Consider the following 25,849-nt stretch of genomic DNA (forward strand, 5'->3'; position numbering starts at 1 on the left):
GTCAGCCGACCGTCGTGACGACCGTCCCGGCGGGCGCCTGCCACACCAGGTCGAGCACCTCGTCGCCCACCCGGACGCAGCCGTTGGAGACCGCACCCGTGCCGCGCAGGGTCGTGGTGTGGATGGCGGTCACGGCGGTGCCGGTCGGCTTGTCGTAGTGGTCGATCGTCTCGCTCTGCGTCGACAGCAGCAGCACGCGCGGCGTGGTGGTGCCGGGCTCGAGCCAGCGGGTGCCCAGCAGGAACGCGGGGACGTGCGGTGTGGGGGTCGCGGGCGCGCCGGTCGCCTTGACCGGCAGCACGTGGGTGGTCGTGCCGTCGTCGACCGTGATGGTCTGGGCGGCCACGTCGACCTGGATGGACCAGTCGGTGCCGGCGGCCTCGGTGTCACCCGCGTCGATCCACACGCTGCGGCCGTTGACCTGCGCGACGTCCTGGCTGGGCAGCGCGGAGCGGGTGGCCGCCATCACGCGCAGCCACCGGCCGCGCTGGTCGATGACCGGGAGCGTGGTGCGGACCTCGAGCGTCAGGGCGGGGACGACGCCGACCGGTGCCCCGGCGGGTGCGGCGCGGGCGGCGGTGTCGCGGGCCACGATCGCGGTCTGCCAGCGGCCGAGCGCCGGGTCGTCGTTGGCGCGCTGGGGGAGCCCGTCGGTGCCGGGCAGGCCGGGGACGACGTGCAGGAGGTCGATGACCGGCAGCGCGGCGAGGTCGGCGGCGGGCGGCGCGGGGACGGCCGGCGGGGACGCCTTCTCGACCGTGACCGGGGCAGCGACGACCACCGCGGCGGGAGGGGCGGCCACGGGCGCGTCCGCGCACGCCCCGGCGAGTGCCAGGACGGCCAGCGCGGTCAGAGCCGCGATCGTCGTGCGCACCACCCGCACACCCCCGTCGTCCGGGCCATCGTGCGCCCCGCCGAGCCCGACGGCCAACTCGGCACCTGTCGCCGCCGCCGGATCCCCGACAGGATGCATGTCGAGAACCCGCCCGCGGCTCCGACCACCCCACGAGAGGGGCCGCCGGGCCCCGAGAGACGGAGTGCACACCGTGAAGTACATGCTGCTCATGAACTACTTCGTCGAGGGCGTCCCCCCGATCGACCAGTGGGCTCCCGAGGACGTGCAGCGGCACATCCAGTTCCAGCACGACCTCGGCGCCGAGCTGGTGGCCAGCGGTGAGTTCGTCGACGGGCAGGGTCTCGCGTGGCCGGACTCCGCGAAGTTCGTGACGAGCGACGGGGTGTCCGCCCCGGTGGTCACCGACGGACCGTTCCCGGAGTCGAAGGAGTTCCTGGCCGGCTACTGGATGGTCGACGTCGAGGACGAGGCCCGCGCCGTCGCGATCGCCGCGCAGGCCTCGGCCGCCCCCGGCCCCGACGGCGTCCCGATGCAGCAGGTCTTCGAGGTCCGCGCCCTGATGGAGGCGCCTGCTCCTGTCGAGTGACCCGCCCCTCGAGGACCTGCTGCGCGAGCTGGCGCCGCAGGTCCTCGGCGTGCTGGTCCGCCGGTCCGGGGACCTCGCGGACGCGCAGGACGCGCTGCAGGACGCGCTGCTGGCCGCGACGACGCAATGGCCGGCGCAGGGCGTGCCGGACAACCCGCGGGCGTGGCTGGTGGTCGTCGGGCAGAACAAGCTGGTCGACCGGTACCGCAGCGAGGAGGCGCGACGCCGGCGCGAGGAGCTCGTCGGCACCATGGAGGCCGTCGACGCGGGGGACGCGATCGAGACCGACGACTCGCTCCTGCTGCTGTTCGGCTGCTGCCACCCCGCGCTCAGTCCGGCGTCCGCCGTCGCCCTCACCCTCCGCTCGCTGGGCGGGCTGACCACCGCGGAGATCGCCCGCGCCTTCCTGGTGCCGGAGACCACGATGGCGCAGCGGCTCAGCCGGGCGCGCAGGGCGCTGCGGGAGCTGGACGGTCCGTTCCGGATGCCGTCGCCCGAGGACTACCCCGCCCGGCTGCGAGCGGTCCTGCGCGTGCTCTACCTGATGTTCAACGAGGGCTACGCCAGCACGACGGGCTCGTCGGTGGCCCGCGCCGACCTCGCCGCCGAGGCGCTGCGGCTGGCCCGCACCCTGCACGGCAGCCTGTCCGAGGACCCCGAGGTGGCGGGCCTGCTCGCGCTCGTCCTGCTCACCGACGCCCGCCGCCCCGCCCGCACGGGACCGCGCGGCGAGCTGGTCTCGTTGACGGACCAGGACCGCGGGCTCTGGGACCGGGCGATGATCGACGAGGGGACCGCGCTCCTCGAGGACGCCCTGGCGCGGGGCGCGGTGGGGGAGTACCAGCTGCAGGCCGCGATCGCCGCGGTGCACGACGAGGCGCCGAGCACCGACGGGACCGACTGGCCGCAGCTGCTGGCCCTGTACGCGCTGCTCGAGCGCGTGACGGGCAACCCGATGGTCACGCTCAACCGCGCGGTCGCCCTCGCCATGGTCCAGGGCCCCGACGCCGGGCTCCGGCTGCTGGCCACGCTCGACGACCGGCTCCCCGGGCACCACCGGCTGGCGGCCGTCCGCGGACACCTGCTGGAACGCGCGGGCCGGCCGGGCGAGGCCGCCGACCAGCTGCTCCTGGCCGCGCGCGGGACCACCAGCCTGGCCGAGCGCGACTACCTGCTGGTGCAGGTGGCACGGCTGCGCCACGGTTCGGCATCCTGAGGCCCGTGGCCGCCGACCCGCACGTCCTGTTCTCACCCGCCGTGACCAACCTGCGCGACCTCGGGGGCCGCGCCACCGCCGACGGCGGGACGGTCGCGACGGGGGTCGCGTTCCGCTCGGCCGAGCTGGCCGACCCGTCGGTCGGCACGGACGCGGTGCTGGCGGGGCTGCGGATCAGGACCGTGGTGGACCTGCGCACCGAGGCGGAGCGGTCGAGCCGCCCCGACCGGATGCCCGCGGGTGCGCGGCTGCGGGTGCTCGACGCGCTCGCGGACCTGCCTGGCGGTGCCGCGGCCCAGCTCCCCGCCGTGCTGGCAGGCGCTGGTGCCGACGCCCTCGCGGACCTCGACCTGGCCGGGCAGATGCTCGCCGTCTACCGGCGCCTCGTGATCGGCGAGGCCGCCCGGCAGGCGTACGCGGGACTGGTCCGCACGGTGATCGACGCCGAGCGCCGGGCGGTCCTGTTCCACTGCACCGCGGGCAAGGACCGCACCGGGTGGGGGACGACCGTCCTGCTGCTGGCCGCGGGGGTCGACGAGGAGGGCGCGATGGAGGAGTACCTCGCGGTCGGTCCCGCGGTCGGCGCGACGTACGCGCCGCTGCTCCAGCAGGTCGGTGACGCCGGCGGGAACCCGGACGACCTGCGCCCGCTGGTGGAGGTGCGTGCGGAGTACCTGGAGACCGCGCTGGCCCTCGTGCGCGAGCGTTTCGGGTCGTTCGAGGGGTACCTGTCGGCCGGTCTCGGGCTCGGGGCCGTCGAGGTCGAGGCGCTCCGCAGGACGCTGCGCACGGACGGGTGAGCGTTGGACCGTTCGGGTGGTCCGATATGTCCGATCTTGCCGACTCACCCGGTCGGGCCGACCATGGGCGGATCGCACCTCCCGCGACGCAGCGTCGTCTGAACCCAGGCGCCGAGGGAAAGGCACGCCTGTGGCCGACGAGATCGTCTCCCCCATCCGACGGGGTGCGCACGACATCGCGCTCGAGCGCGACCGGGTCCGCCGCAAGCGCGTGTACCGGTTCGCCGCGTTCGTCATCGCCGTCGAGGCGTACGTCATCGGCAGTGCGCTGCTGAACCGGCCGCTGCTTCCCCCGATGCCGCAGATCGACCCGCTGATCCTGGTCCCGGTGCTGTTCTTCGCGGCTCTGCTGGTGCTCCTCGTCGGTACGCAGGTGGGCACCGCCCGTTCCCCGCACGTGGTCTACCGGCCCGAGCAGGTGGACGTCCGGCTGGACGACGTCATCGGCATCGACCCCGTCAAGGAGGACGTGCGCCGCTCGATCGACCTGTTCCAGACGCACAAGCAGTTCGCCGAGCAGATGGGTGGGACCCCGCGCCGCGGCCTGCTGTTCGAGGGCCTGCCGGGCACCGGCAAGACGATGACCGCCAAGGCGATGGCCGCCGAGGCGGGGGTGCCGTTCCTGTTCGTCTCGGCGACGTCGTTCCAGTCGATGTACTACGGCGCCACCGCCAAGAAGATCCGCGCGTACTTCAAGGCGCTGCGCAAGGCCGCCCGCACGGAGGGCGGCGCGATCGGGTTCATCGAGGAGATCGACGCGATCGCCATCCGCCGCGGTGGCCTGTCGTCCGCCGCGGTGGCCACGAGCCCGTTCGACGCCTTCCGGGTCCCGCACGTGGTCACCAACGCCGTGATCAGCGAGGGGACGGGCGGCGTGGTCAACGAGCTGCTCGTGCAGATGCAGTCGTTCGACCAGCCCACGACGTCCGACAAGCTCGTCAACTGGTTCATCGCGCGCGCCAACCTGCTCCTCCCGGTCGCCCGTCAGATGCGCCAGCGCAAGCCCGTCAAGGCTCCGATCCTGCTCATCGCCGCCACCAACCGCGCCGACTCCCTCGACCCGGCCCTGCTGCGTCCGGGGCGATTCGACCGGCGGCTCACGTTCGCGACGCCCGACGCGGTCGGTCGGCGGGCGCTCGTCGACCACTTCCTGGCACGCCGGTCCACGGACTCCGAGCTGGACGACACGGCCCTGCGGGACCGGCTGGCAGCCGCGACGAACGGCTGGACACCGGTGATGATCGAGCACCTGCTGGACGAGGCGCTGGTCAACGCGCTGCGCCGCGGCTCGATGGCCATGACGTACGCGGACATCGAGCACGCCCGGATCACCGAGATGGTGGGCATCGGCCAGCCCGTCCGGTACACGGAGGCCGAGGAGCGGCTCATCGCCACCCACGAGGCCGGCCACGCGGTCACCGCCTGGCTCGCCGCCCCCAACCGCACGCTCGAGGTGCTCACGATCGTCCGCCGCGGTGACGCCCTCGGGCTGCTCGCGCACGGTGACTGCGAGGAGGTCTGGACGCACTCGCACTACGACCTGCGTGCGCTCGTGCAGATCGCCATGGGCGGCTGGGTGGCCGAGGAGCTGTTCTTCGGCCAGACGAGCACCGGTCCTGCCGGGGACCTCGCGTCGGCCACCCGCACCGCCGCGCAGATGGTGGGTGCCGCCGGCATGACGGGGTCGCTCATCTCGTTCGCCGCGACGCCGCACGACCTGGTCTCCGCGGTGCTCAGCGACTCCCAGGCCCGCGCGCAGCTGGAGGCCGTCCTCGACGACGCCCGCAGCACCGTCCGCCGCCTGCTGTCCCGGCACCGCCACCTGGTCGAGGCGCTCCGGGACGCCCTGCTCGAGCGGCACGAGCTCATCGGCGACGAGATCACCGCCGTGCTCGAGTCGGCCGCGCTGGCGCAGCAGCAGATGCTGGAGCGCCAGGAGGACGAGAAGAGCGCAGCGGTGGCCGCCGGGGCTGCGGCGCAGGCTGCCATCGCGGCGGAGCGCCTGCGGGTCGCCTAGCCTTCGGAGCGTGCCCGAAGGTCATACCGTCCACCGCATCGCCCGTCAGCTCACGCAGGACCTCGTCGGTCGGCGACTGGCTGTGACCTCGCCGCAGGGCAGGTTCGCGGCCGGCGCGGCGCGGATCGACGGGCAGGTCATGGTGTCCGCGGACGCGGTGGGCAAGCAGCTGTTCTGCACGTTCGAGTCCGGTGACGTGCTGCGCGTGCACCTGGGCCTGTACGGCGCGTGGGACTTCCACGGGTCGCTGACCCCGCTGACGCCCGGTGGCTTCGCGGCGGGCAGCATGGGGGCGCCGCGGCTGCGCCGGGCCGTGCGGATGGGCGAGGACGAGCGGGAGGGGCCGGCCGACGAGGGTGGGCTGGTGGTGTTTCCGCCGCACCCGGTCGGTCAGGTCCGCGTGCGGCTGGCGAGCGACGCGACGGTCGCCGACCTGCGGGGTCCGTCGGCGTGCGAGGTGCTCGACCCGGGCGGGGCGGCTGCGGCGATCGGCCGGCTCGGACCGGACCCGGCGTCGACCGACGACCCGGCCGCCGCCGGGGAGGTCGTCGTGGACCGGCTGACCTCCCGGAACGTCGCGGTGGGCCAGCTGCTCATGGACCAGACGGTGGTCGCCGGGATCGGCAACATCTACCGCGCCGAGCTCCTGTTCCGCGCCCGCCTCGACCCGCACACCCCCGGCCGCCGCGTCCCGCGCGAGGTGGCCCGCGCGCTGTGGGACGACTGGGCCGTCCTGCTGGCCGACGGGATCGAGCGGGGCTACATCCTGACGCGCGAGGACCTGTCGGCAGCGGAGCGCGCACAGTCCGCCACGGACACCACCCTGCGGCACTGGGTGTACCACCGCACCGGGCTGCCGTGCCTGGTCAGCGGCACCCCGGTGGTCGTCGAGGAGATGGCCGGCCGCAAGCTGTACTGGTGCCCGACCTGCCAGGTCTGACCGACGGCGTTCAGCCGGTGATCTCCCGGTAGGTGTCGATCAGGGTGACGAACTCCGACCGCAGGCCGTAGGGGTCGTCGCCGAGGGCGGCCTGGGCGCGTTCGCGTGCCCGGGTGGGGTCGGCGTCGTCGGCATACTGCGAGTCGGTCACCGCGAGGCCGAACTCGACGACCGCGGACGCGAACCTGAAGTCGGCCGTGGGGCTGGTGTCGTAGGCGCTGGCTCGGGCCGGGAAGACGACCTCGGTGCTCGTGGTGGTGCCCGGGTTCTTGTAGCGCACGTGCACGGTCAGGAAGTCGCTGGAGCTCCCGGTCTCGGTGTTCTGGTAGTCCAGGTCGTCGTCGTGGCGCGACTCGCCTCGAGCCGGGACCAGCTCGTAGAAGGCGGTCACTGCGTGCCCGGCGCCGACGTCGCCGGCGTCCTTGGTGTCGTCGTCGAACTCCTCGTCCTCCAGGCGGCGGTTGTCGTAGCCCAGCAGCCGGTACTCGGCCACGGTCGCGGGGTTGAGCTCGACCTGGACCTTGAGGTCCTGGGCGACGACGAACATCGTCGAGTCGAACTCGTCCACCAGGACCTTGCGCGCCTCGTCGAGGGTGTCGATGTAGGCGTAGTTGCCGTTCCCGTGGTCGGCGATCGCTTCCATGGTGTTGTCCTTGAGGTTCCCCATCCCGAAGCCGAGCACGGAGATGTAGACGCCCGACTTGGCGTGCTCCTCGATCAGGTCGGTGAGCTGCTCGGGGGTGGACGGGCCGACGTTGAAGTCGCCGTCGGTCGCCAGGATGACCCGGTTGTTCCCGCCCTCGACGAAGTTCTTCGCCGCGAGCTCGTACGCGGTCTGCAGGCCCGCGGCGCCACCGGTCGACCCTCCTGCCTGCAGCTCGCGCAGGATCCGCACCAGCTCGCCGCGCTCGTCGCCTCGCAGGGAGTCGGCGAGCACCTGCTCGCTGCCGGCGTAGGTCACGATCGAGACGGTGTCGTCCTCGTCGAGCTGCTCCACCAGCAGCTCGAACGAGTCGGCGAGCAGCGGCAGCTTGTTCGGCTCGTCCATCGAACCGGACACGTCGAGCAGGAAGACGATGTTGTTGCCCCGGCTGGTGGCCTTCGCGGCCGTGGCCTGCACGCCGATCATCGCGAGCTGGTGGTCGGGCGCCCAGGGCGCGTCCGCGATCTGCGTCGTGACGGTGAACGGGTCCACCGCGCTCGGGTCGGGCGTCGGGTAGTCGTAGTCGAAGTAGTTGACCAGCTCCTCGATCCGCACGCCCTCCGGCGCGACCCCCTGGCGCAGCTGGCGGCGCAGGTTGCTGTAGGACGCGGTGTCGACATCGGAGGCGAACGTCGACAGCGGGCTCGTCGTCACGTCCTGGAACGGCTGCTCCGGGGAGTCGTCGTACTCCTCCTGCTCGTCCACCGGGACCTGGCGCCAGTCCTCCGGCGCGACGGAGTCGTCGTAGGCGATGCCCTGGTCGTACGAGGCGTCGGTCGAGCCGTCCGTGCTGCAGGCACCGAGCGCGCCCAGGAGAGCGACCACAGCCACGGCGGCAACCACGCGGGTGGGTGCCTGTGTCCGAGTGAATGACCGACCGCGCATCAGTGCCTCCAGTGATCGAGGACTGAAGCGTCTCGGTCCGCGAGGACCGGGACCAGCACGGCACGGTCACGCGACCGCGCCGTTCAGGTAACGATCACCTGGCATCCAGCCAAACCGAAACATGGCCGTGACCAGGGGAAACAGACATCCCGGTCAGTCCAGCCCCAGCAGCGCGCGCCAGGTGCGGTGGTGCTCGACCGTGACGCCCTCGTAGCCGGGGAGGGTGCCGAAGGCGTCGGCGACCAACGCGGTCTCCGCCTCCAGCACGACGGGGCCCTCGTCGATGAACGTGTACTGCGCGCCCCCGGCCACCTCGGCGGTGTCCGTCTCGACCCCGACGGTGAACGGCAGCCCGGCCGACGACGCCGCGACGACCGCCGGGGCAGCGAGCGCCACGATCCCGTCGGGCCCCTGTGCGTGGTCGCTGAACGCGACGACACCCACCCGCGCCACGCGCGCGAGGACGGCGTCGAGCAGCGTGCCCCCCTCCCACGCCTCGTGCGCCAGCCACCACGGCGTGTCGACGCCCAGCCCGGCGCCGGCCGGGAGCGCCGCCAGCACGCCGTCGAGCAGGGTGAACCACTGTGCGCAGAGCCGGTCACGGTCGGTGGACCAGGTGGGCGTGGCCCACGGCTCGACGTCCAGCTGCAGGCTGTCGCTCGGCCCCGATCGCAGGGCCGTGAGCGCCCAGGTCACCGCGAGCGACGGCTGACCGAGCCACCCGGGGTCGCCGCCGAGCGGACCGACCGCCACCCCGGCGGCCTGCAGTGCTGTGGTCGCGGCACCGAACCAGTCGCCGACCGGTCCCTCGTCGGCGGCCCACGGTGCGGAGAGGAACACGCGCTGGATCGCGCGCTCCTGGCAGAAGGCGACGAGGGCGGCGGGTTCGGCGGGTGCGTAGTCGCGTCCGCGGGCGTCGACGGACCGCGGGACGGGGTTGTCCCACGCCCACATCGAGGTCAGGGCGCTCATGCGAACACCCGCTCGCCCACGGGGACCTCCGCGGCGAGCGTGTTGGCGCGGGTGGCCAGCGGGCAGGTCCACGCGGGGTCGTAGGCGCAGGACGGGTTGTAGGCGAAGTTCAGGTCGACCACGAGCCGTGTTCCCGCCATGCCGAGATCCGCCCCCTTGATGGTGTCCAGCAGGTACCGACCGCCGCCGTAGGTGTCGGGCGACGCGTCCTTCACGGGCACGAACAGCCCACCGGCGTACCCGCGGAGCCGCCAGACCGCGAGGGTCCCGAGGCCGCCCACCTCCACGTCGGCGATCCGCTCGAACGGCACCACGCCGTCGGTCCCCGTGCTCACGTCCAGGCGCTGGGCGGGGGCGGGCCGGATCTCGCACTCGAACCGGTAGGCCGCGTCGTACTGCGGGATGTCGAGGCCCTCGAACGACGCCTTCGCGGCGGCGTCGAGCGGGGATGCCGGGTGCTCGGCCAGCAGCTCGTCGCGCCGCTGGACCCAGATCGCGTGCGCGGAGGACGGGTCGTCGGCGGACATCCGGCGGACGTCCGCGTAGATCGCGGCCACGCGGCGGCGCCAGTCGGCGACGGCGAACGGCTCGTCGGCGGGATGGCGGCCGGGCGCGATGACGGGGAATCCAGCGTTCACCGCCCCACCGTCGCACGGTGCGCTGCCGCGCGGCGACTGTGTGAGGCTGGTCCGCATGGATCTGCGCATCTTCACCGAGCCCCAGCAGGGGGCCTCCTACGACGACCAGCTGGCGGTGGCCAAGGCGACGGAGGAGCTCGGCTTCGACGCCTTCTTCCGCTCCGACCACTACCTGCGGATGGGCGACGGCGACGCCCAGCCCGGTCCCACGGACTCCTGGACCACGCTGGCGGGGCTGGCCCGTGAGACCAGCCGCATCCGGCTGGGCACCCTGGTCTCGTCGGCCACCTTCCGGCACCCCGGCGTGCTCGCCATCCAGGTGGCGCAGGTGGACCAGATGTCGGGCGGCCGGGTGGAGCTCGGTCTGGGCGCCGGCTGGTTCGCGCAGGAGCACGCCGCGTACGGGATCCCGTTCCCGGAGAAGCGGTTCGGCCTGCTGACCGAGCAGCTCGAGCTGATCACCGGCCTGTGGAGCACGCCGGCGGGGGAGCACTACGACTTCGCCGGCGAGCACTACACGGTGAAGCACTCGCCCGCGCTGCCGAAGCCTGTGCAGTCGCCCGTGCCGATCATCGTCGGCGGGAGCGGGCCGAAGCGGACGCCCGCGCTGGCCGCCCGGTACGCCGCCGAGTTCAACATGTCGTTCCCCGCGCCGGCCGACGTGGAGGGTCGCGTGAAGACCGTCCGGGCGGCCTGCGAGGAGGCCGGCCGCGACCCGTCGACCCTCGTCTTCTCCGTGGCACAGGTGCTGTGCGCGGGGCGCGACGACGCGGAGGTGGCCCGCCGGGCGGCCGCGATCGGGCGGGACGTGACCGAGGTGCGGGCCGTCGGGTTTGCCGGCACGCCGACCGCCGTCGTCGACCGGATCGGGTCCTACCGCGAGCTCGGCGTGACGCGCGTGTACCTGCAGGTGCTGGACCTGCACGACCTGGACCACCTGGAGCTCGTGGCCTCGGAGGTGGCGTCGCAGCTGGGCTGACGCCCGCTAGGGTCCCGGCATGCGCGGCCTGTACGCACTCAAGCCCTGGTACACCCGGCGACTCGACGGCATCGTCCGCTGGGCCGAGGACCGGGACGTGTCCCCGGACGTCTTCACGTGGCTCGGCGTGCTCAGCGCCGCGGCCGCGGGCGTCGCGATCGCCCTCGGGTCGTGGCCCCTGGCGCTCCTGCTGCTCGCCGGGCGTCTCGCGGGCGCCAACCTGGACGGGGCGGTCGCCCGGGCGCGCGGGGTGTCCCGGCCGTGGGGATTCGTGGTCAACGAGATCGGCGACCGGGTCAGCGACCTGCTCATGTTCGCGGGCCTCGCTGTGCTCCTCGGGCGGCTGCAGGGCGGTGCCGCGGTCGTCTTCGTGCTCGTCGCGGCCGTCGTCGCGACCCTGCCCACGTTCGTGTCGCTCGCCGGTGCGGGGGCCGGTGCACCACGGCTCAACGGGGGACCGTTCGGCAAGACCGAGCGGTGCCTCGCGGTGGTGCTCATGGTGGCGGCGCCAGGGCTGTCGCCGCTGCTGCTGGCGGTGACGGTCGGGCTGTCGCTGGCCACCGCCTCGACGCGGCTGCGGCAGCTGCGCCGGGTCCTCGCGTGATCCCGGAGCTCGAGCTCCACCTGCGTCTGGCCGCCTGGCACCTCGACCTCGAGGGGCGGGCGGTCTGGCTGCTGACGGTCAGCGTGGTGATCCTCGCGGTCGCGGCGATCCCGGTGTTCCTGTCAGGCAGGCCGGAGCTGCGCCGCCGCTGGACCACCTGGGCGCTGATCCTGCCGGTGATCGGCATCCCGATGTGGCTCGGACCGGGCCCGACGGCGGTCCTCGCCGCGCTGCTGGCCCTGCAGGCGGTGCGCGAGTTCGCCGCGATGGTCCGCCTGCCCCGCGCGGAGACCACCCTCCTGCTGGTGCTCGCCGTCACCTATCCGATGGCGGCGTGGCTCGCCCCCGACCTGCTCGCCCTGGTGCCCCTGGTGGCCCTGCTCTGCGCGGTGCCCGCACTGCTGACCGGGGACTCCGAGCGCGGGCTCGAGCGCGCCACGCTGACCGCCTTCGGGTCGATCTGGCTGTGCTGGTCGCTCGCCAACCTGGTGCTCGTCGGCAGCGACGCGTACCTGCTGTGCTTCGCGGCGGCCGCCACGGACATCGCGGCCTGGTGCGGCGGCACCGGCCTGCGCCGGTTCGCCTGGGCGCGACGACCACTCTCCCGGCTCAGTCCGAACAAGACCGTCGGAGGTATGGTCGGAGCCGCCGTCGGCGCTGCGATCGTGCTGGTCGTGCTCGATTCCGCCTCGCCCGGCCTGTACGTCGCCGTGCTGCTCGGGAGCGTCGGAGGAGACCTGTTGGAGTCCATGGTGAAGCGCCGCGCCGGGGTGAAGGACGCCGGGGCGTGGCTGCCCGGGTTCGGCGGCCTGCTGGACCGCGTCGACTCCCTGCTGCTCGTGCTCCCGCTCGCGGCGGTGCTCGCATGACCGCCCGTCGCCGGGTCGGCCTGCCGCCCGGGTTCAACCTCGCGGGCGCCGCGCGGCACACGTTCTGGCGCAACGTCTTCCACCTGGTCGGCGGGTACAAGGTGCGCGGGGCGGCGCCGTACGAGGCGATGGTCATCGTCGCCAACCACAGCTCGCACGCCGACACCCCGGCCCTGATCGCCGCGTTCCCCGCGCCGTACAAGCCCGTCGTCGTGGCGGCCGAGGACTACTGGTTCGACAAGGCGTGGATGCGCCTGGGGCTCAAGCTCGCCATCGGAGCGGTCCCGGTGCACCGCAAGGGCGGCGGGGGATACGCGGGGCTGGTGGAGGGCGCCCAGGCGGTGCTGGGCACCGGGTCCAGCCTGCTGGTGTTCCCCGAGGGCACGCGCAGCACGGACGGTCGCCTGGGCGAGCTGCGCAGCGGGGCCGTCCGGATCGCGCGCGAGTTCGACGTCCCGATCCTGCCGGTGGCCATCGTCGGCACCCACGACCTGCTGCCCAAGGGCGGCCGCCTGCACCCCGGCCCGGTCGAGGTGCGTCTCGGTCACCCGATCCAGCCGGAGGACCTCGACGACGACGACATGTCCCCGGTGGTCCACCAGCTGGAGGCCCTGCTGGCCGAGGGGCCGGCGACGTGGTCCGAGTCCCGCACGTGGCAGGTGCTGCACCGCGCGATGGAGGGGAAGGCCGGGATGGCCGGCGCCGCCGCCTGGGGGTTCGCCGAGGGGATCAGCTGGCCCGTGACCATGGAGATGTACCTGGCGGTCGTGGGTGTCGCGAACCCGCGCCGGATCCTGCCGGCCGTCGGGTGGCTGACGGCGGGGTCGGTGGCGGGCGTGCTGGTCACCTCCGAGCTGACCCGGCGCGGCATGCGCCCACCGGCACCCCTGACCACAGCGAGCATGCGTGCCGCGGCGGCGGAGCACATGGCGGTCGGCGCGCGGGGCGTCTGGAAGCAGGCGGCCAACGGCGTGCCGGTCAAGCTCTACGCCGCAGCCGCAGGCGACGCGGGCGTCCCGCGGATCCCCCTCGCCGTGCACACCGCGGGCGCCCGGGGGGCGCGGGCGCTGGCCATGGGTGCCGGCATCGGCGGGGCGGCGGCGATCGCGCACCCGGTGCTGCGGCGGTTCTACGTGCCGTACCTCGGCGTGCTCGGGGTCGGCTACGCGGCGGGGCTGGCGCTCGTGATCCGGTCCTGGCGGCGCAGAGCCTCGGGCTGATCGTCGGGCAGCGGCCGGACCAGCGCGATCACCGTGTGCACCAGCAGCGCCACGAGGGCGACGTTGCGCGCGGCGAGCACGATCGTCACCGCGGGGGCGCCGAGGACCACCCCGTCGTAGAACCACGGGAACACCACCTGCGTCGCACCGGCGATGCCGAGCACGAGCCACGCGGTGGTCCGCCAGCCGGGCAGCCGCAGCGCCAGCGCGACCGCGACCGGCGGCGCGAGCCATCCCATGTACTGCGGCGAGCCCACCTTGTTGAACACGATCATCGCGAGCGTCAGCAACATGGCCCCCCGGACCAGCAGCTCGGTGCGCACGATCCCGCCGGACCACAGCCGGTCACCCAGCTGCTCGCGACGCCACCAGAGCAGCAGCGTCGCCGCGCCGAGCGCGAGGAAGAAGAGGGCCCCGAGGACGTCCGCGGCGCCCTGCGTGCCGGGCCCGTGGAGCTCCCAGGTGACCAGCGGCTCGTTGAGCACCCGGGTGACGGAGGGTGCCCAGAGCGCGGTGACCAGCCAGGGCGTGGCGCCGGGTGCCTCGATCTGCAGCCCGCGCTGGTCCTGCTCGGTGAGGAACGACATCACCTGGGGCAGCCCGCCGAGGGCCGCCACCGTCCCGACCACCACCACGCTGACCACCGCGGCCGGGACGACCACGCTGCGCCACGGCCGACGCACCGCCAGGAACACGGCGATGAGGAGCGCGCCCGGGGCCACCTTGACCCAGGCTGCGGCCGTGAGGAGCGCCGACGTGATGCGGGGGTGGTTCAGCGCGAGGGTCAGGGCGACGACGACCACCGGGGCGATGACGGCGTCGAGCCGACCCATCGCGACCGGGCCGAGCAGCAGCAGGAACGCGAGCCACCACCACGCGCCGACGGTCGTCGTGCCGCTGCGGGGCAGGCCGGGGCGGCGCACCTGGAGCAGCACCGCCAGCGCGGCCGCGTCGAGCAGGGTGACCAGCAGCGCCCACACGTCGGCGTACGACGACCCGCCGCCGGTCCCGCCCAGCGCGGCGAGGAGCATCGGCACGATGGCGCCGACCGGGTAGACCCACGTGCCCGAGAGCACGGGCCACTGCCCCTCGTTCAGGCCGAGCCACATCCAGTACCGGTAGAGGTCCAGGTCCCAGAACGCGTCCTGGGGGATGAGCACGAGCCCGACCAGCGCCAGCCACCCGTGCACGAGGATGAAGGCGACCCAGACGGCAGTCGGGGAGTGCAGCAGTCGGCGGAGCAGCGCGACCTCCGGGGTGCGGGGCCCGTGGGGAGCCGGCGACGAGGCAGGGCTCCCAGGCTAGCCCGCGCGTGGTGGCCGGGGTGGCGCTGTTCCCTGTGAGATCAGGGAGTCCGACCTGGATCCAGCGGCGGCGGCACGGTGCCGGTGGTGGCGCCGGCGACCGGGAACACCGCTGGGCGGGTGGCATCGAGGTAGGCGTCCGCCGACTCGACGTCGTCGGGCGCCGGCGGGGCCTCGGGGGCCGTCTCGGGAACGGGATCGGGGCCGTAGTGCGACTCGGTCATCGTCGACCTCCCACGTCGTCCGCGGTCGGCGACCGCGGTCATGCCTCCACCGTCGCACGACCACGGGGGCGCCGCACGATCAGCCTGCGGCGGGGGTCTCCGTCACGGCCGGGGCCTCCGGGGCGACGACCTGGTCGAAGGGGGTGCAGCCCTCCGGGGCGACGAGCGGGACGGCGGGGTCGAGCACCACGCCCTCGAGGGGGTTGAGCTCGGCGAACTCGCCGCCCAGCGCCAGGTCGACGGTGGCGTCGGTGCGGGCGTCGAGGACGAGCACCGCCCCGTCGACGTGCGCAGCGAGCGTGTATGCGTGGGCCACGCCCGCCGTGCCGAAGATGATGCGCGCCGTGCCGTCGTACGTGGCGGGGGCGTTCTCGGTGACCACGATGACGAAACCGCGTTCGGCGAGGCTCGCCGCGGTGGCGCCGGCGAGGCCCACCCGGGTGGTCGCGTTGTAGACCTTGACGCCGACCTGGGCGGCGGGCACCGGCAACGCGCCGGCCGGCGGGCACGGGTACGGGTCCTGCGTGGCGGTCGGGGAGGGCTCGGCGGCGAACTCGCGCGCGAACACCGGGAGGTTGAGGCTGCCGGTGAACACCGCTGCGGCGCCGAGGCCCGCCAGCGCGAGACCGGCCAGCAGGACGCCGAAGATGACGGCCTGTCGCTCGTGCATGTGCCGACGACGCAGCTGACGGCCGCGGTCCTGCTCCGTCACTTGACCACCAGGACCCGTGCGTGCAGCAGCGCGCGCTGGTGGAGCGCGGCCCGGACGGCCCGGTGCAGGCCGTCCTCCAGGTACATGACGCCGCGGTACTGGACCACGTGGGCGAACAGGTCGCCGTAGAACGTCGAGTCCTCCGCGAGCAGCGCGTCGAGGTCGAGCGTGCGCTTGGTCGTCACCAGCTCGTCGAGCCGCACCTGGCGTGGCGGAACCTCGGCCCACTGCTTGGCTGTCTCGAGCCCGTGGTCCGGGTAGGGCCTGCCCTCGCCCACCGCCTTGAAGATCACGGTTGGGAGTCTAGGTGACGGGCAGGTCGCCCGTGCCCACCCTGCGGGTGACCTCTCCGGCGAGCGTCTGCGACCGACGGATTGGATAGCGGTTTCCGTCGTCGGGAGCGCTCCCGACGACGGAATCCGGCGAATGTCGCAGGCCGGGTTGACTCGGGTGAACCAGGCGATACGGTCGTGGGCGGTCGGGGTCAAAGGCGCCCCCGACTTCCCCTCTCGTGAGCACGCACTCGACGTGGGGGACGCCTAGCCGATTGAAAGGATTCAAAGATGAGTCTGCTGCAACGACGAGGACGAACGCTCACCGGGACCGCGCTGCTTGCCGGCTCGGTGCTGCTGGTCGGGGCGCTGACGACCGCCCCCGCCTCCGCCGCACCGGCGAGCGGGACGCTCGGGCACGGACCGACCAAGGGTCCCGACGGGCTGACGCTCGAGCGCCTCGATCGCGGGCTCGTCGCGGCGGTCACGGGCGAGGGCGTGTTCCTGTCCTGGCGGCTGCTCGCCACGGAGGTCACCGGGGCCACGGCGACGGGCCTGACCGGCCCCGACTTCGCGGTCTACCGCGACGGCACGAGGCTGGGCACGGTCTCCGACTCCACCAACTTCGTCGACCCCGCCGGCACCGCGACGTCCCGCTACCGGGTCGCCGCCGTCGTCGACGGCGCCGAGGTCGACGGCGCCGAGGCGACCCCGTGGGCGCAACCGAGCCTCGACATCCCGCTGCACAAGCCCGCCGACGGGGTGACCCCGGTGGGCGAGGCGTACACCTACTCCGCCAACGACATGTCCGTCGGCGACGTCGACGGCGACGGGCAGTACGAGTACATCGTCAAGTGGGACCCGTCCAACTCGAAGGACGTGAGCCAGGTCGGCTACACCGGCAACGTCTTCGTCGACGCCTACGAGCAGGACGGCACGCAGCTGTGGCGGATCGACCTGGGCGTGAACATCCGCGCCGGGGCGCACTACACGCAGTTCCCCGTCTACGACTACGACGGTGACGGCAAGGCCGAGCTCATGATGAAGACGGCCCCCGGCAGCAAGATCACGCGGTACGCGGCCGACGGCTCGGTGGCCAGCGAGAAGTTCGTCTCGATCCCCGAGCGCGACCGTGACGCGGGCGTGACCGACACCACCGACTACCGGCTGAGCAAGCAGGGGTACTTCGACCACCTGGTCACCATGCTCCAGGGCTGGAGCAGCCACCCCGAGGTCGTCGCCGGGCACTGGCCGTCGACGGTCGAGGCCGCGCTGGGCATCGCGCCGCAGTACGCGTACCCGCTGTCGCAGCAGGACGCGACGGCGCTGGCCACCTACTTCGTCGACGTCTACGCGCCCGCGCGCAGCGCCCGCAACGTGCTGCGCAACTTCGAGGGCTTCATCGTCGACGGTCCCGAGTACCTCACGGTGTTCGCGGGGGCGAACGGCAAGGAGCTCCAGACCATCGACTACAAGCCCGGCCGCGGAGACGACGGCCTGCTGTGGGGCGACTACGCGATGGCCCGCATCGAGCCCGGCAACCGGGTCGACCGCTTCCTGGCCGGTGTGGCCTACCTCGACGGGCAGACTCCCTCGGCGGTGTTCGCCCGCGGGTACTACACGCGCACGACGCTCGTCGCGTACGACTGGGACGGCAAGAAGCTGAAGGAGCGCTGGTACGTCGACTCCGGCCACGTGCCGATGACCAACCCGTTCAACGACGGCCCGCACGGCCGCGACGGCACCGACCCCGTCTACGGGAAGATCACCACGCAGGGCTTCCACTCGCTGTCCGCGGCGGACGTCGACGGGGACGGCAAGCAGGAGATCGTCTACGGCGCGGCGACGATCGACGACGACGGCTCCGTCCTGTACTCGTCGTTCGACACGCTGCCGGCCGGTAGCGCCGCACCGGGCCAGGTGGTCCGCCTCGGGCACGGCGACGCCATGCACGTGACCGACATCGACCCCGATCGCCCTGGTCTGGAGATCTACACCGCCCACGAGGGGGCGACGTTCGCGCCCTACGGCATGGCCCTGCGCGACGCCAAGACCGGCGAGGTCCTGTTCGGCGTGTACTCCGGCAGGGACACCGGCCGGTCGATGGTCGGCGACGTGATCCCGTCGCTGCGCGGGCTGGAGGTCTGGGCGAGCCTGCCCGGCGGCACCGACTCGCTGGGGCTGTACTCGGCGTCGGGCGTCGTCACCCCCGGCCCGATCCCCGGCACCAACATGAGCATCCGGTGGATGCCCGACGGCACCACGCAGATCGTCAACGGCTCCGCCGCCCAGGACGTCACGATCGACGACTGGACCCGCGGCCGCCAGCTGACCGCCACGGGCACGCGCTCGAACAACGGCACCAAGGGCAACCCGTCGCTGGTGGCGGACGTCCTGGGCGACTCGCGCGAGGAGCTGCTGGTCCGCACCGAGGACTCGTCGGCCATCCGGCTGTTCACCAGCACCGGGTTGAGCCACACGAAGATGTACACGCTCATGCACGACCCGCAGTACCGCGTCGAGGTGGCCCGCCAGCAGACCACCTACAACCAGCCGTCGTACGTGGGCTTCTACCTGGCCTCCGACACGGACTACACGCAGGTGCCGGTGGCGTCCTTCTACGCGCCGGGCAGCATCGACGCCCTGCGTGACGCCACCGAGGCGCAGATCGCCGCCGGAGCAGTGAAGGGTGTGGCGGCCGCGGGTCTGCTCGCGGCGGTGGAGGTGGCCGACAAGGCGGCCGACGTCGGCAACGAGAAGGTCGCCGTGAAGTCGCTGAAGGCCTACATCGAGCTGCTCACGCCGCGTACGCGTCTGTCGACGGTCACTCCGGCCGCGCGGGCGATCCTCGGGTACCAGGCGCAGCAGGTGATCTCGATGCTCGACTGAGCATCGCAGGGGCTGCGTGGGCACGCGCGGCCCGGAGGGCGCCGACCGGGGTCATACCGGCCGGCGCCCTTCTGCGTGGGTACCCGGTGCGATCCACCGACCGAGAGTTCACGTCTCACGGGCTGTGGAACAGTTCGGTCCGTGACGACTTCGACCCCCGACGCAGCCGAGCGGATCGACTTGGGCATGGTGTGCTCGTGCGGCGAAGACGGCCGTGCCGAGGTCGACGAGATCATCGTGCGTGCCACCCGCCGAGTCGCTGCCGGCGACGGCGCCCTGATCGGCCGCCCCGTCGAACCGACCCGGTTCGTCTCTGGGCTGATCATGTCGCTGAGCTCAGGGCTCGACCCGGGCATCGACATCACGTCGATCGCCGCTGACCAGTGGTTCGGGATCCAAGCCCAGGAGTACAAGGGTGCGAAGTTCGTCGTGCAGTGCGACGAGGTCGAGGGTGGTCTGGCTTGGCTGTACCTGGTCGCTCGCGCACGCGCCGACGAGCGGACGCTTCGCAGGGCACTGGCCGCCTCCGAGGCGGAGGGCCGGAGTGAGGCAGAGATTGCCGGCACCCTGGGGGATGGCTTCGACTACGCCGAGCTGTTGGAGTACCGCACCTGGGAGAAGGCCCGTCTGATCCGCACGAGCGACGACGCGTAGCTCCACCAGCCGCGGGCCACGGGCTTGGCGCATGCTCCAGCGACAGGAACGAACCCGTCGTTCGCTCTCCTAGCGGGCAGCCGCACCGGGGGTTCGTCAGAGTCGTGCACCCTCGCCAATACAAGAAGCCCCCGCCGCCCGGAAGGGCGGCGGGGGCTTCGTGGAGTGGAGCGTCAGACGCGGTACATCGCGGTCATCGGGCAGTTGAACGGGTCGCGGTCCGGCTTACCGACAGTGTTCAGGTACTTCACGATGATCGTGTACGAGCGCGGCAGCGACACCTGCACGTACGGGATGTTGTGCTCGCGGCAGTAGGCCTCGACGATCGGCTTGGCGCGGCGCAGCGACGGACGGGGCATCGACGGGAACAGGTGGTGCTCGACCTGGTGGTTGAGCCCGCCCATGAGGATGTCGACCCACTTGCCGCCGCCGATGTTCCGGCTGGTCAGCACCTGGCGGCGCAGGAAGTCGAGGCGCGAGTCCTTGGGGATCAGGGGCATGCCCTTGTGGTTCGGGGCGAACGAGGCGCCCATGTAGAACCCGAAGACACCCATCTGCACGGCCAGGAACACCAGCGCGATCGGCCAGGACATCGTCAGGAACACGAGCGCGGTGCCACCGACGAGGCGGACGGTCATCATGACGATCTCGGCGGCGCGGTGCTCCAGCTTGTCCCGCGACGAGAGCCGCTTGACGGCTGCCACGTGCAGGGCGACGCCCTCGAGGAACAGGAGGGGGAAGAAGAACCAGCCCTGGTGGTTCAGGTACCAGACGGACAGCTTCGACGTCCGCTTCGCGGCCTGGTCCGGCGTGAAGGCCAGCGCCTCGAGCTCGATGTCCGGGTCGTAGTCGATCTTGTTCGGGTTGGCGTGGTGGCGCGTGTGCTTGCGCTGCCACCAGCCGTAGCTGAGGCCGACGAACAGGTCGGCGAGGACCAGCGAGGTCCAGTTGTTGGCGCGGCCGTCGGAGAAGATCTGGCGGTGCGCGGCGTCGTGGCCCAGGAACGCGACCTGCGTGAGGATCACGGCGGCGGCGAACGCGACGGCGATCTGCCACCACGAGTCACCCACCAGGATGATCGTGGCGATCAGGCCCAGCACCGCCAGCACGGCGGCGGACAGCCGCACGGCGTAGTGGGCGGGACGGCGCTTCATGAGGCCGGCGGCCTGCACGGTCCGGGTCAGCTCGGTGAAGTCGCTGACGGCTCTGTCACGGGGTCGCGCGGGTGTGGGGGTAAGCGTCGAGGAGCTCATGGGCATCCGTCCTGTCGGTCGTGCGAGGGTGCGCGGCGCGAGTGCGGTCGGAGATGAGCGGGATCGGGGGCGCCTCGGTGATGATGCGACGAGACCCCGGCCACAAGGCCGGGGTCTCGTGCGTTGGAGCTATGAGCTCAGATCAGCTCAGAGAGGCGTGATGTTCGACGCCTGCGGGCCCTTGGGGCCCTGCGTGACCTCGAACTGGACCTTCTGGTTCTCCTCGAGCGTGCGGTAGCCGCTCGTGGTGATGGCGCTGTAGTGCGCGAAGACGTCGGGTCCGCCGTCCTCGGGGGCGATGAAGCCGAAGCCCTTCTCGGCGTTGAACCACTTCACGGTGCCAACAGGCATGATGTTCTCTTCTCTCACGTGCGGTATGGACAACTCCCGGGTGACCGGGACCGGTATTCACGGTGTTCGTCGTCCGTCTCCGAGGTGGTCCTCGAGAACGTCCTGCCAAGTTTCCTTGGCCGTCATGACAAGCGATTCACTGCGACTACAGGCACAACCGTACGGCAACATGGCTCTGACCGGAACGTGGGACGCGAATCGGTCTGCTCACACTCCCCGCCGCGGACGGCGGGAACTGTTGCTAGGTTCGCCCGGACGACGAGGCGGGAGGCCGATGAGCGAGCACGACGACCGTTGTCCGTGCGGGTCCGGCGACACGTACGGCGACTGCTGCGGGCAGTACCTCTCCGAGGGGCGCCGAGCGCCGACGGCCGAGGCGCTCATGCGCTCCCGGTACACCGGCTTCGCCACCGGGGCCACCCACTACCTGCTGGTCACCTGGCACCCGAGCACGCGCCCCGACGAGCTCGAGCTGGACGTGAACATGGTCTGGCGTCGGCTGGACGTGGTCCGCACCGACGCGGGCGGCCCGTGGGACGACACCGGCACCGTGGAGTTCGTCGCGCACTACCGGCTCGAGGACGGCACCGCGATCGGCCAGCGCGGACGGCTGCACGAGACCAGCCGGTTCGTCCGCGAGGACGGTCGCTGGCTGTACGTCGACGGCGGCATCGACGCCTAGCCCCCGTCGCGCGTGAGCGGCGGGTGCAGCGCGATGGTCGGGCCGCCGCGGTAGAGGGCGGCGGGGCGACCGGGGCCGTCGACGACGGTGCGTCCCGTCTCCGTCAGGAAGCCGGCGGTGCTGGTGACCTTGCGGTGGAAGTTGCGCGGGTCGAGCGCCACGCCCCAGACGGCCTCGTACACGTGGCGCAACTCCGAGACGGTGAACTCCGGACCGCAGAACGCGGTGGCCAGCGATGTGTACTCGAGCTTGGCGCGGGCGCGCTCGACCCCGTCGGCGAGGATCGCGCGGTGGTCGAACGCGAGGTCGGCCTCGAGGGCGTCGGCGACGGGGACCCAGCCGGCCGCCGCGGCGTCGCCCCCGGCACGCGCGTCAGGCAGATCGGGGGCCAGCGCCAGGTAGGCGACGGAGACCACGCGCAGGCGCGGGTCGCGGTGCGGGCTGCCGTACGAGCCCAGCTGCTCCAGATGCGCGCCACCGCGCTGCAGGCCTGTCTCCTCGGCCAGYTCGCGGGTCGCGGCGTCGACGAGGTCCTCGTCGGGGCGCACGAAACCGCCGGGCAGCGCGGGCCGACCGAGGAACGGCTCCTCGCCGCGGGTGACCAGCAGCGCGTGCAGCGCCTCGTCCCGGACCGTGAGCGCGACGAGGTCCACGGTCACGGCGAACGGCGGGAACGGCATGCGGGTGACTTTATATCGTCAGATTGACGAGAACAAGCAGCACTGGTTAAGGTCGATATGACGATAAATACTGGAGAGGACCTGAGATGGCCACCATCAAGCGTTACCCGTTCGCCCGCCACCTGCGCACGGCGCCCACGTCGCACGTGCTCCACCTGCACGCCGGGCGGCTCCGGCACGACGGCGCGGGGCTGGCCTTCTGGTTCCGGCCCCTTTCGGCGGTGATCAGCGAGATCCCCGTCGACGACCGCGAGCTGCCCCTCGTGGCGCACGCCCGCACCGCCGACTTCCAGGACGTGGCGGTCCAGGTGACCGTGAGCTTCCGGTTCGAGGACCCGGCGCTGGTGGCCGGACGGCTCGACTTCGCCATCGACCCGGACACCGGGCGCTGGACGGGCAACCCCCTCGAGCAGGTCGCGCACCTGCTCAGCGAGCTGGCGACCGGCCAGGTCATGGACGCGCTCGCCGGGATGACCGTGCTGGAGGCCGTGACCTCGGGCGGCGGTGCGCTGCGCAGGTTGGTCACCGAGGGGCTGCGCGCCGACGAGCGGCTGGCGTCGACCGGCATCGAGGTGCTCGGCGCTCGCATCGGGTCGGTACGTGCCGAGGCGGACATGGAGCGGTTCTTGCAGACGCCGGCGCGCGAGCAGGCGCAGGGCGAGGCCGACAAGTCGACCTTCGAGCGCCGGGCCCTCGCGGTGGAGCGCGAGCGGGCCATCGCCGAGAACGAGCTGGCCAACCGGATCGAGCTCGCGCTGCGCGAGCAGCAGCTGGTGACCCAGGACGGCGCGAACGCCCGCACCCGGGCGAGCGAGGCGGCGGCCGCCGCGCTGATCGAGGCGAACGCCGCGGCGGAGCGGCAGGGCCTGCTGGCCGAGGCGAACGCGCACAGCACGCGGATCGTCGGCGAGGCCGAGGGCGCCGCCGAGGCAGCCCGGCTCGCCGCCTACGCAGGCGTGGACCGCGAGGTGCTCGCGGCGCTGGCGATGCGGGAGCTGGCCGGCAACCTGCCGAGCATCGGCAACCTCACCGTGACGCCCGACCTGGTGACCGGCGCGCTGGCCGGGCTGGTCGGCGCGAAGGGGGCGTGACGTGGTCCTCGCGCCCCGGGTCGTCGTGGTCCATCGGCGCACCGAGCTCGACGGGCTGCTGGAACGGCACGGCACCCGGGGGCAGGCCGAGTTCTTCCTGCGGACGCGCGGGCGCAGCCTCGCCGACGTGCAGGTGCGGCACGACGCCCAGGACGCGGCGCTCGGTGAGGTCCGCGCGGCCGTCCCGGGCGAGTGGCGCCGCGGCGACGTCGAACGGGAGGACCTGTACCGCTTCGGGTTCGAGCCCGGTGACGTCGTCGTGGTCGTCGGGCAGGACGGGCTCGTCGCCAACGTCGCCAAGTACGTCGGCACGCAGGTCGTCGTCGGGATCGACCCGGAGCCCGGCCGCAACGCGGGCGTGCTGGTGACGCACCGGCCGAGGGAGACGGCAGACCTGCTGCGGGCCGTCGTCCGGGGGACCGCCCGGGTGCAGTCGCGGGCCATGGTGAGCGCGGCCCTCGATGACGGGGAGTCGCTCGACGCGCTCAACGAGGTCTTCGTCGGGCACCCGAGCCACCAGTCCGCGCGGTACCGGATCGCGGCGGCGGGCACCGTCGAGTCGCAGTCGTCGTCGGGCCTGATCGCCGCGACCGGCACAGGGGCCACGGGATGGGCGGCGTCCATCCAGCGCGAGCGGCGGGGAGGGGTCGAGCTCCCCGGGACCGCCGACCGCGCGCTCGCCTGGTTCGTGCGCGAGGCGTGGCCGTCGCCCTCCACAGCGACGTCGTTGACCGCCGGGCGGCTGGTGGACGGCGAGGCCCTGACGGTGGTCGTGGAGTCGGACGCGCTCGTGGTCTTCGGCGACGGTCTCGAGGCCGACCGGCTCACCGCGACCTGGGGGCAGACGATCACGCTGGCGCTCGCGGACCGGACGCTCCAGCTGGTCTGAGCGGCGGCGGATGTCGGCGGACGGCGGGAGGATGCCGACATGCTCTTCGCCGACCTCGCGACGACCTCCTCCGCGCTGGCCACCACCCGGTCGCGCCTGGCCAAGCGGGCGCTCCTGGTCGACCTGCTGCGGCGCACCCCGGCGGAGGACGTCGGCATCGTGTCGCGGTACCTCGGCGGTCAGCTGCGGCAGCGGCGGACCGGTCTCGGTTGGCGGTCGCTGACCTCGCTGCCGGCGCCGACCGACACCCCGAGCCTCACAGTCGCGCAGGTGGACACGGCGTTCGAGGCGATGTCGCTGCTGGTCGGACCCGGTTCCGGCACCGCGCGGAGCGCGCAGGCGGCGGCGCTGTTCGGGGCCGCGACGCCGGACGAGCAGCGGCTCTTGCGGGGGCTGGTCAGCGGCGAGCTGCGGCAGGGGTCGCTCGACGCGCTGCTGCTCGACGCGGTCGCCGAGGCCGCGGGCGTGCCACCGGACGTCGTGCGCAGGGCGGCGATGATGGCGGGGGACACCGAGCCGGTCGCGGTCGCCGCCCTGACGTCCCCGGACCCGGCGGCAGCGCTCGCGGCCTTCACGCTGGTGGTCGGGCGGCCCGTGCGCCCGATGCTCGCGCAGTCGGCGCCGGACGTCGACGGCGCCTGGGCGAGCCTCGGTCCGGGACCCGTGGTGGTGGACAGCAAGCTCGACGGCATCCGCATCCAGGTGCACCGGCAGGGCGACGACGTGCGGGTGTTCACGCGGAGCCTCGACGAGATCACCGACCGCGTCCCGGAGATCGTCGCGGTGGTGCGGGCCATGCCGGCGTCCGAGCTCGTGCTGGACGGGGAGGCCCTGGCGGTCGGTCCGGACGGGCGGCCGCGACCGTTCCAGGAGACGTCGGCCCGTTCCGCGACGAAGGACTCCGAGGTCGCCGCCGCTGTGACCCTGACGCCGTTCTTCTTCGACTGCCTGCACGTCGACGGTGTCGACCTGATCGACGCCCCGCTGCTCCGCCGGCTCGACGCGCTCGATGCCGTCGCCGGGGCCTCGGTCGTGCAGCGCGCCGTGACCGCGGACGTCGAGGTCGCCCGCACCTACTTCACGGACACGGTGCGCGCCGGCCAGGAGGGTGTCGTCATCAAGGCGGCCGACGCCCCCTACGAGGCCGGCCGGCGCGGGGCGGCCTGGGTCAAGGTCAAGCCACGGAACACCCTCGACCTCGTCGTGCTCGCGGTCGAGTGGGGCTCGGGGCGGCGGCACGGGCTGCTGTCGAACATCCACCTCGGCGCTCGCGACGGCGACGGGTTCGTGATGCTGGGCAAGACGTTCAAGGGGATGACCGACGAGATGCTGCGCTGGCAGACGCAGCGGTTCACGGAGCTGGCGACGTCGTCCCTGGACGACTGGGTGGTGCACCTGCGGCCGGAGCAGGTGGTGGAGATCGCGTTCGACGGGCTGCAGCGGTCGAGCCGGTACGCGGGCGGGCTCGCGCTGCGGTTCGCGCGGGTGGTCCGGTACCGGGACGACAAGACGGCGGCCGAGGCGGACACGATCGAGATGGTGCGAGCGCTGGCGGTCTGACCG

Annotated in this window: 26 protein-coding genes; 15 read left to right on the forward strand and 11 right to left on the reverse strand. The window is 72.9% G+C overall.

Annotated features, from left to right (window positions below; all coding sequences use genetic code 11):
* Position 1: 1 nt before the first annotated feature.
* Complete coding sequence (locus tag AC1DXT_RS08135) at positions 2–877, reverse strand: L,D-transpeptidase (protein WP_477060861.1); 876 nt, start codon at positions 875–877, stop codon at positions 2–4.
* 178 nt (positions 878–1,055) lie between these two features.
* Here AC1DXT_RS08135 and AC1DXT_RS08140 point away from each other — a divergent pair, with 178 nt between their 5' ends.
* The 5 genes from AC1DXT_RS08140 to AC1DXT_RS08160 all read left to right on the forward strand — a co-directional run bounded on the left by AC1DXT_RS08140 (position 1,056) and on the right by AC1DXT_RS08160 (position 6,415).
* Complete coding sequence (locus AC1DXT_RS08140; RefSeq protein WP_477061623.1) at positions 1,056–1,442, forward strand: YciI family protein; 387 nt, start codon at positions 1,056–1,058, stop codon at positions 1,440–1,442.
* 19 nt (positions 1,443–1,461) lie between these two features.
* Entirely contained in the window at positions 1,462–2,658 is a 1,197-nt protein-coding gene (locus AC1DXT_RS08145) for an RNA polymerase sigma factor (protein ID WP_477061624.1), read from the forward strand.
* Positions 2,659–2,663: 5 nt separating this feature from the next.
* The gene (locus AC1DXT_RS08150; RefSeq protein WP_477060862.1) at positions 2,664–3,458 is read left to right on the forward strand and encodes a tyrosine-protein phosphatase; all 795 of its coding nucleotides are present in this window, start codon (positions 2,664–2,666) and stop codon (positions 3,456–3,458) included.
* A gap of 130 nt (positions 3,459–3,588) precedes the next feature.
* Complete coding sequence (locus tag AC1DXT_RS08155) at positions 3,589–5,475, forward strand: AAA family ATPase (protein WP_477060863.1); 1,887 nt, start codon at positions 3,589–3,591, stop codon at positions 5,473–5,475.
* A gap of 10 nt (positions 5,476–5,485) precedes the next feature.
* Positions 5,486–6,415: an Fpg/Nei family DNA glycosylase gene (locus tag AC1DXT_RS08160; RefSeq protein WP_477060864.1), complete on the forward strand. Its 930-nt coding sequence runs from the start codon at positions 5,486–5,488 to the stop codon at positions 6,413–6,415.
* Between the two features lie 10 nt (positions 6,416–6,425).
* On the opposite strand, the gene AC1DXT_RS08165 is transcribed toward AC1DXT_RS08160, so the two are convergent.
* The 3 genes from AC1DXT_RS08165 to AC1DXT_RS08175 all read right to left on the reverse strand — a co-directional run bounded on the left by AC1DXT_RS08165 (position 6,426) and on the right by AC1DXT_RS08175 (position 9,613).
* Positions 6,426–7,949, reverse strand: coding sequence for a vWA domain-containing protein (locus tag AC1DXT_RS08165; RefSeq protein ID WP_477060865.1), 1,524 nt, complete (start codon positions 7,947–7,949; stop codon positions 6,426–6,428).
* A 207-nt stretch (positions 7,950–8,156) separates the two neighbouring features.
* Entirely contained in the window at positions 8,157–8,975 is an 819-nt protein-coding gene (locus AC1DXT_RS08170) for a hypothetical protein (protein ID WP_477060866.1), read from the reverse strand.
* A complete protein-coding gene (locus AC1DXT_RS08175) occupies positions 8,972–9,613 on the reverse strand; it encodes a DUF1684 domain-containing protein (protein ID WP_477060867.1) in 642 nt (213 codons plus the stop codon). Before AC1DXT_RS08175 ends, AC1DXT_RS08170 begins: the two co-directional genes overlap by 4 nt.
* Before the next feature lie 55 nt (positions 9,614–9,668).
* Here AC1DXT_RS08175 and AC1DXT_RS08180 point away from each other — a divergent pair, with 55 nt between their 5' ends.
* From AC1DXT_RS08180 to AC1DXT_RS08195, 4 genes are read left to right on the forward strand one after another with little or no spacing between them, the layout of a single operon-like run.
* A complete protein-coding gene (locus AC1DXT_RS08180; protein ID WP_477060868.1) occupies positions 9,669–10,592 on the forward strand; it encodes an LLM class F420-dependent oxidoreductase in 924 nt (307 codons plus the stop codon).
* Between the two features lie 19 nt (positions 10,593–10,611).
* Positions 10,612–11,196 (forward strand): CDP-alcohol phosphatidyltransferase family protein, encoded by a 585-nt coding sequence (locus AC1DXT_RS08185; protein ID WP_477060869.1) that lies wholly within the window; start codon positions 10,612–10,614, stop codon positions 11,194–11,196.
* Positions 11,193–12,065 carry a phosphatidate cytidylyltransferase gene (locus AC1DXT_RS08190; protein ID WP_477060870.1) on the forward strand — a complete coding sequence of 291 codons (873 nt, stop codon included), beginning with the start codon at positions 11,193–11,195 and terminating at the stop codon, positions 12,063–12,065. Before AC1DXT_RS08185 ends, AC1DXT_RS08190 begins: the two co-directional genes overlap by 4 nt.
* On the forward strand, positions 12,062–13,285 hold the full coding sequence (locus AC1DXT_RS08195; RefSeq protein ID WP_477060871.1) for a lysophospholipid acyltransferase family protein: 1,224 nt from the start codon (positions 12,062–12,064) through the stop codon (positions 13,283–13,285). Before AC1DXT_RS08190 ends, AC1DXT_RS08195 begins: the two co-directional genes overlap by 4 nt.
* On the opposite strand, the gene AC1DXT_RS08200 is transcribed toward AC1DXT_RS08195, so the two are convergent.
* From AC1DXT_RS08200 to AC1DXT_RS08215, 4 genes are all read right to left on the reverse strand, one after another.
* The gene (locus AC1DXT_RS08200; RefSeq protein WP_477060872.1) at positions 13,228–14,475 is read right to left on the reverse strand and encodes a glycosyltransferase 87 family protein; all 1,248 of its coding nucleotides are present in this window, start codon (positions 14,473–14,475) and stop codon (positions 13,228–13,230) included. The two genes, AC1DXT_RS08195 and AC1DXT_RS08200, sit on opposite strands and share 58 nt — an antisense overlap.
* A gap of 155 nt (positions 14,476–14,630) precedes the next feature.
* Complete coding sequence (locus AC1DXT_RS08205) at positions 14,631–14,813, reverse strand: hypothetical protein (protein ID WP_477060873.1); 183 nt, start codon at positions 14,811–14,813, stop codon at positions 14,631–14,633.
* A 79-nt stretch (positions 14,814–14,892) separates the two neighbouring features.
* On the reverse strand, positions 14,893–15,525 hold the full coding sequence (locus tag AC1DXT_RS08210) for a LytR C-terminal domain-containing protein (protein WP_477060874.1): 633 nt from the start codon (positions 15,523–15,525) through the stop codon (positions 14,893–14,895).
* Complete coding sequence (locus AC1DXT_RS08215) at positions 15,522–15,818, reverse strand: type II toxin-antitoxin system VapB family antitoxin (protein WP_056087555.1); 297 nt, start codon at positions 15,816–15,818, stop codon at positions 15,522–15,524. The genes AC1DXT_RS08210 and AC1DXT_RS08215 overlap by 4 nt, the downstream gene beginning before the upstream one ends.
* Before the next feature lie 270 nt (positions 15,819–16,088).
* On the opposite strand from AC1DXT_RS08215, the gene AC1DXT_RS08220 reads away from it, so the two are divergent.
* Positions 16,089–18,686, forward strand: coding sequence for a rhamnogalacturonan lyase (locus AC1DXT_RS08220; RefSeq protein WP_477060875.1), 2,598 nt, complete (start codon positions 16,089–16,091; stop codon positions 18,684–18,686).
* Between the two features lie 180 nt (positions 18,687–18,866).
* Positions 18,867–19,340 carry a hypothetical protein gene (locus AC1DXT_RS08225; RefSeq protein WP_477060876.1) on the forward strand — a complete coding sequence of 158 codons (474 nt, stop codon included), beginning with the start codon at positions 18,867–18,869 and terminating at the stop codon, positions 19,338–19,340.
* A gap of 173 nt (positions 19,341–19,513) precedes the next feature.
* Here the strand turns inward: AC1DXT_RS08225 and AC1DXT_RS08230 are convergent, their stop codons facing one another.
* Entirely contained in the window at positions 19,514–20,593 is a 1,080-nt protein-coding gene (locus AC1DXT_RS08230) for a fatty acid desaturase family protein (RefSeq protein ID WP_477060877.1), read from the reverse strand.
* A gap of 147 nt (positions 20,594–20,740) precedes the next feature.
* On the reverse strand, positions 20,741–20,944 hold the full coding sequence (locus AC1DXT_RS08235) for a cold-shock protein (protein ID WP_028049733.1): 204 nt from the start codon (positions 20,942–20,944) through the stop codon (positions 20,741–20,743).
* Positions 20,945–21,218: 274 nt separating this feature from the next.
* On the opposite strand from AC1DXT_RS08235, the gene AC1DXT_RS08240 reads away from it, so the two are divergent.
* Complete coding sequence (locus tag AC1DXT_RS08240) at positions 21,219–21,626, forward strand: YchJ family protein (protein ID WP_477060878.1); 408 nt, start codon at positions 21,219–21,221, stop codon at positions 21,624–21,626.
* On the opposite strand, the gene AC1DXT_RS08245 is transcribed toward AC1DXT_RS08240, so the two are convergent.
* The gene (locus tag AC1DXT_RS08245) at positions 21,623–22,306 is read right to left on the reverse strand and encodes an NUDIX hydrolase (RefSeq protein ID WP_477060879.1); all 684 of its coding nucleotides are present in this window, start codon (positions 22,304–22,306) and stop codon (positions 21,623–21,625) included. The genes AC1DXT_RS08240 and AC1DXT_RS08245 overlap by 4 nt on opposite strands.
* Positions 22,307–22,392: 86 nt before the next feature.
* Here AC1DXT_RS08245 and AC1DXT_RS08250 point away from each other — a divergent pair, with 86 nt between their 5' ends.
* From AC1DXT_RS08250 to AC1DXT_RS08260, 3 genes are read left to right on the forward strand one after another with little or no spacing between them, the layout of a single operon-like run.
* The gene (locus AC1DXT_RS08250; protein ID WP_477060880.1) at positions 22,393–23,397 is read left to right on the forward strand and encodes an SPFH domain-containing protein; all 1,005 of its coding nucleotides are present in this window, start codon (positions 22,393–22,395) and stop codon (positions 23,395–23,397) included.
* A 1-nt stretch (position 23,398) separates the two neighbouring features.
* Entirely contained in the window at positions 23,399–24,286 is an 888-nt protein-coding gene (locus tag AC1DXT_RS08255; protein ID WP_477060881.1) for a diacylglycerol kinase catalytic domain-containing protein, read from the forward strand.
* A gap of 39 nt (positions 24,287–24,325) precedes the next feature.
* Positions 24,326–25,846: an ATP-dependent DNA ligase gene (locus AC1DXT_RS08260; RefSeq protein ID WP_477060882.1), complete on the forward strand. Its 1,521-nt coding sequence runs from the start codon at positions 24,326–24,328 to the stop codon at positions 25,844–25,846.
* Positions 25,847–25,849 lie beyond the last annotated feature (3 nt).

The sequence above is a fragment of the Cellulomonas sp. P1_G12_2 genome (genome assembly GCF_056405535.1).

Bases quoted from the DNA above. Each gene is read 5' to 3' on its own strand.
- AC1DXT_RS08140 (WP_477061623.1), top strand. From the start codon at position 1,056: ATGCTGCTCATGAACTACTTCGTCGAGGGCGTCCCCCCGATCGACCAG.
- AC1DXT_RS08170 (WP_477060866.1), bottom strand. From the start codon at position 8,975: ATGAGCGCCCTGACCTCGATGTGGGCGTGGGACAACCCCGTCCCGCGG.
- AC1DXT_RS08180 (WP_477060868.1), top strand. From the start codon at position 9,669: ATGGATCTGCGCATCTTCACCGAGCCCCAGCAGGGGGCCTCCTACGAC.
- AC1DXT_RS08185 (WP_477060869.1), top strand. From the start codon at position 10,612: ATGCGCGGCCTGTACGCACTCAAGCCCTGGTACACCCGGCGACTCGAC.
- AC1DXT_RS08195 (WP_477060871.1), top strand. From the start codon at position 12,062: ATGACCGCCCGTCGCCGGGTCGGCCTGCCGCCCGGGTTCAACCTCGCG.
- AC1DXT_RS08205 (WP_477060873.1), bottom strand. From the start codon at position 14,813: ATGACCGAGTCGCACTACGGCCCCGATCCCGTTCCCGAGACGGCCCCC.
- AC1DXT_RS08220 (WP_477060875.1), top strand. From the start codon at position 16,089: ATGAGTCTGCTGCAACGACGAGGACGAACGCTCACCGGGACCGCGCTG.
- AC1DXT_RS08230 (WP_477060877.1), bottom strand. From the start codon at position 20,593: ATGAGCTCCTCGACGCTTACCCCCACACCCGCGCGACCCCGTGACAGA.
- AC1DXT_RS08235 (WP_028049733.1), bottom strand. From the start codon at position 20,944: ATGCCTGTTGGCACCGTGAAGTGGTTCAACGCCGAGAAGGGCTTCGGC.
- AC1DXT_RS08240 (WP_477060878.1), top strand. From the start codon at position 21,219: ATGAGCGAGCACGACGACCGTTGTCCGTGCGGGTCCGGCGACACGTAC.
- AC1DXT_RS08250 (WP_477060880.1), top strand. From the start codon at position 22,393: ATGGCCACCATCAAGCGTTACCCGTTCGCCCGCCACCTGCGCACGGCG.
- AC1DXT_RS08260 (WP_477060882.1), top strand. From the start codon at position 24,326: ATGCTCTTCGCCGACCTCGCGACGACCTCCTCCGCGCTGGCCACCACC.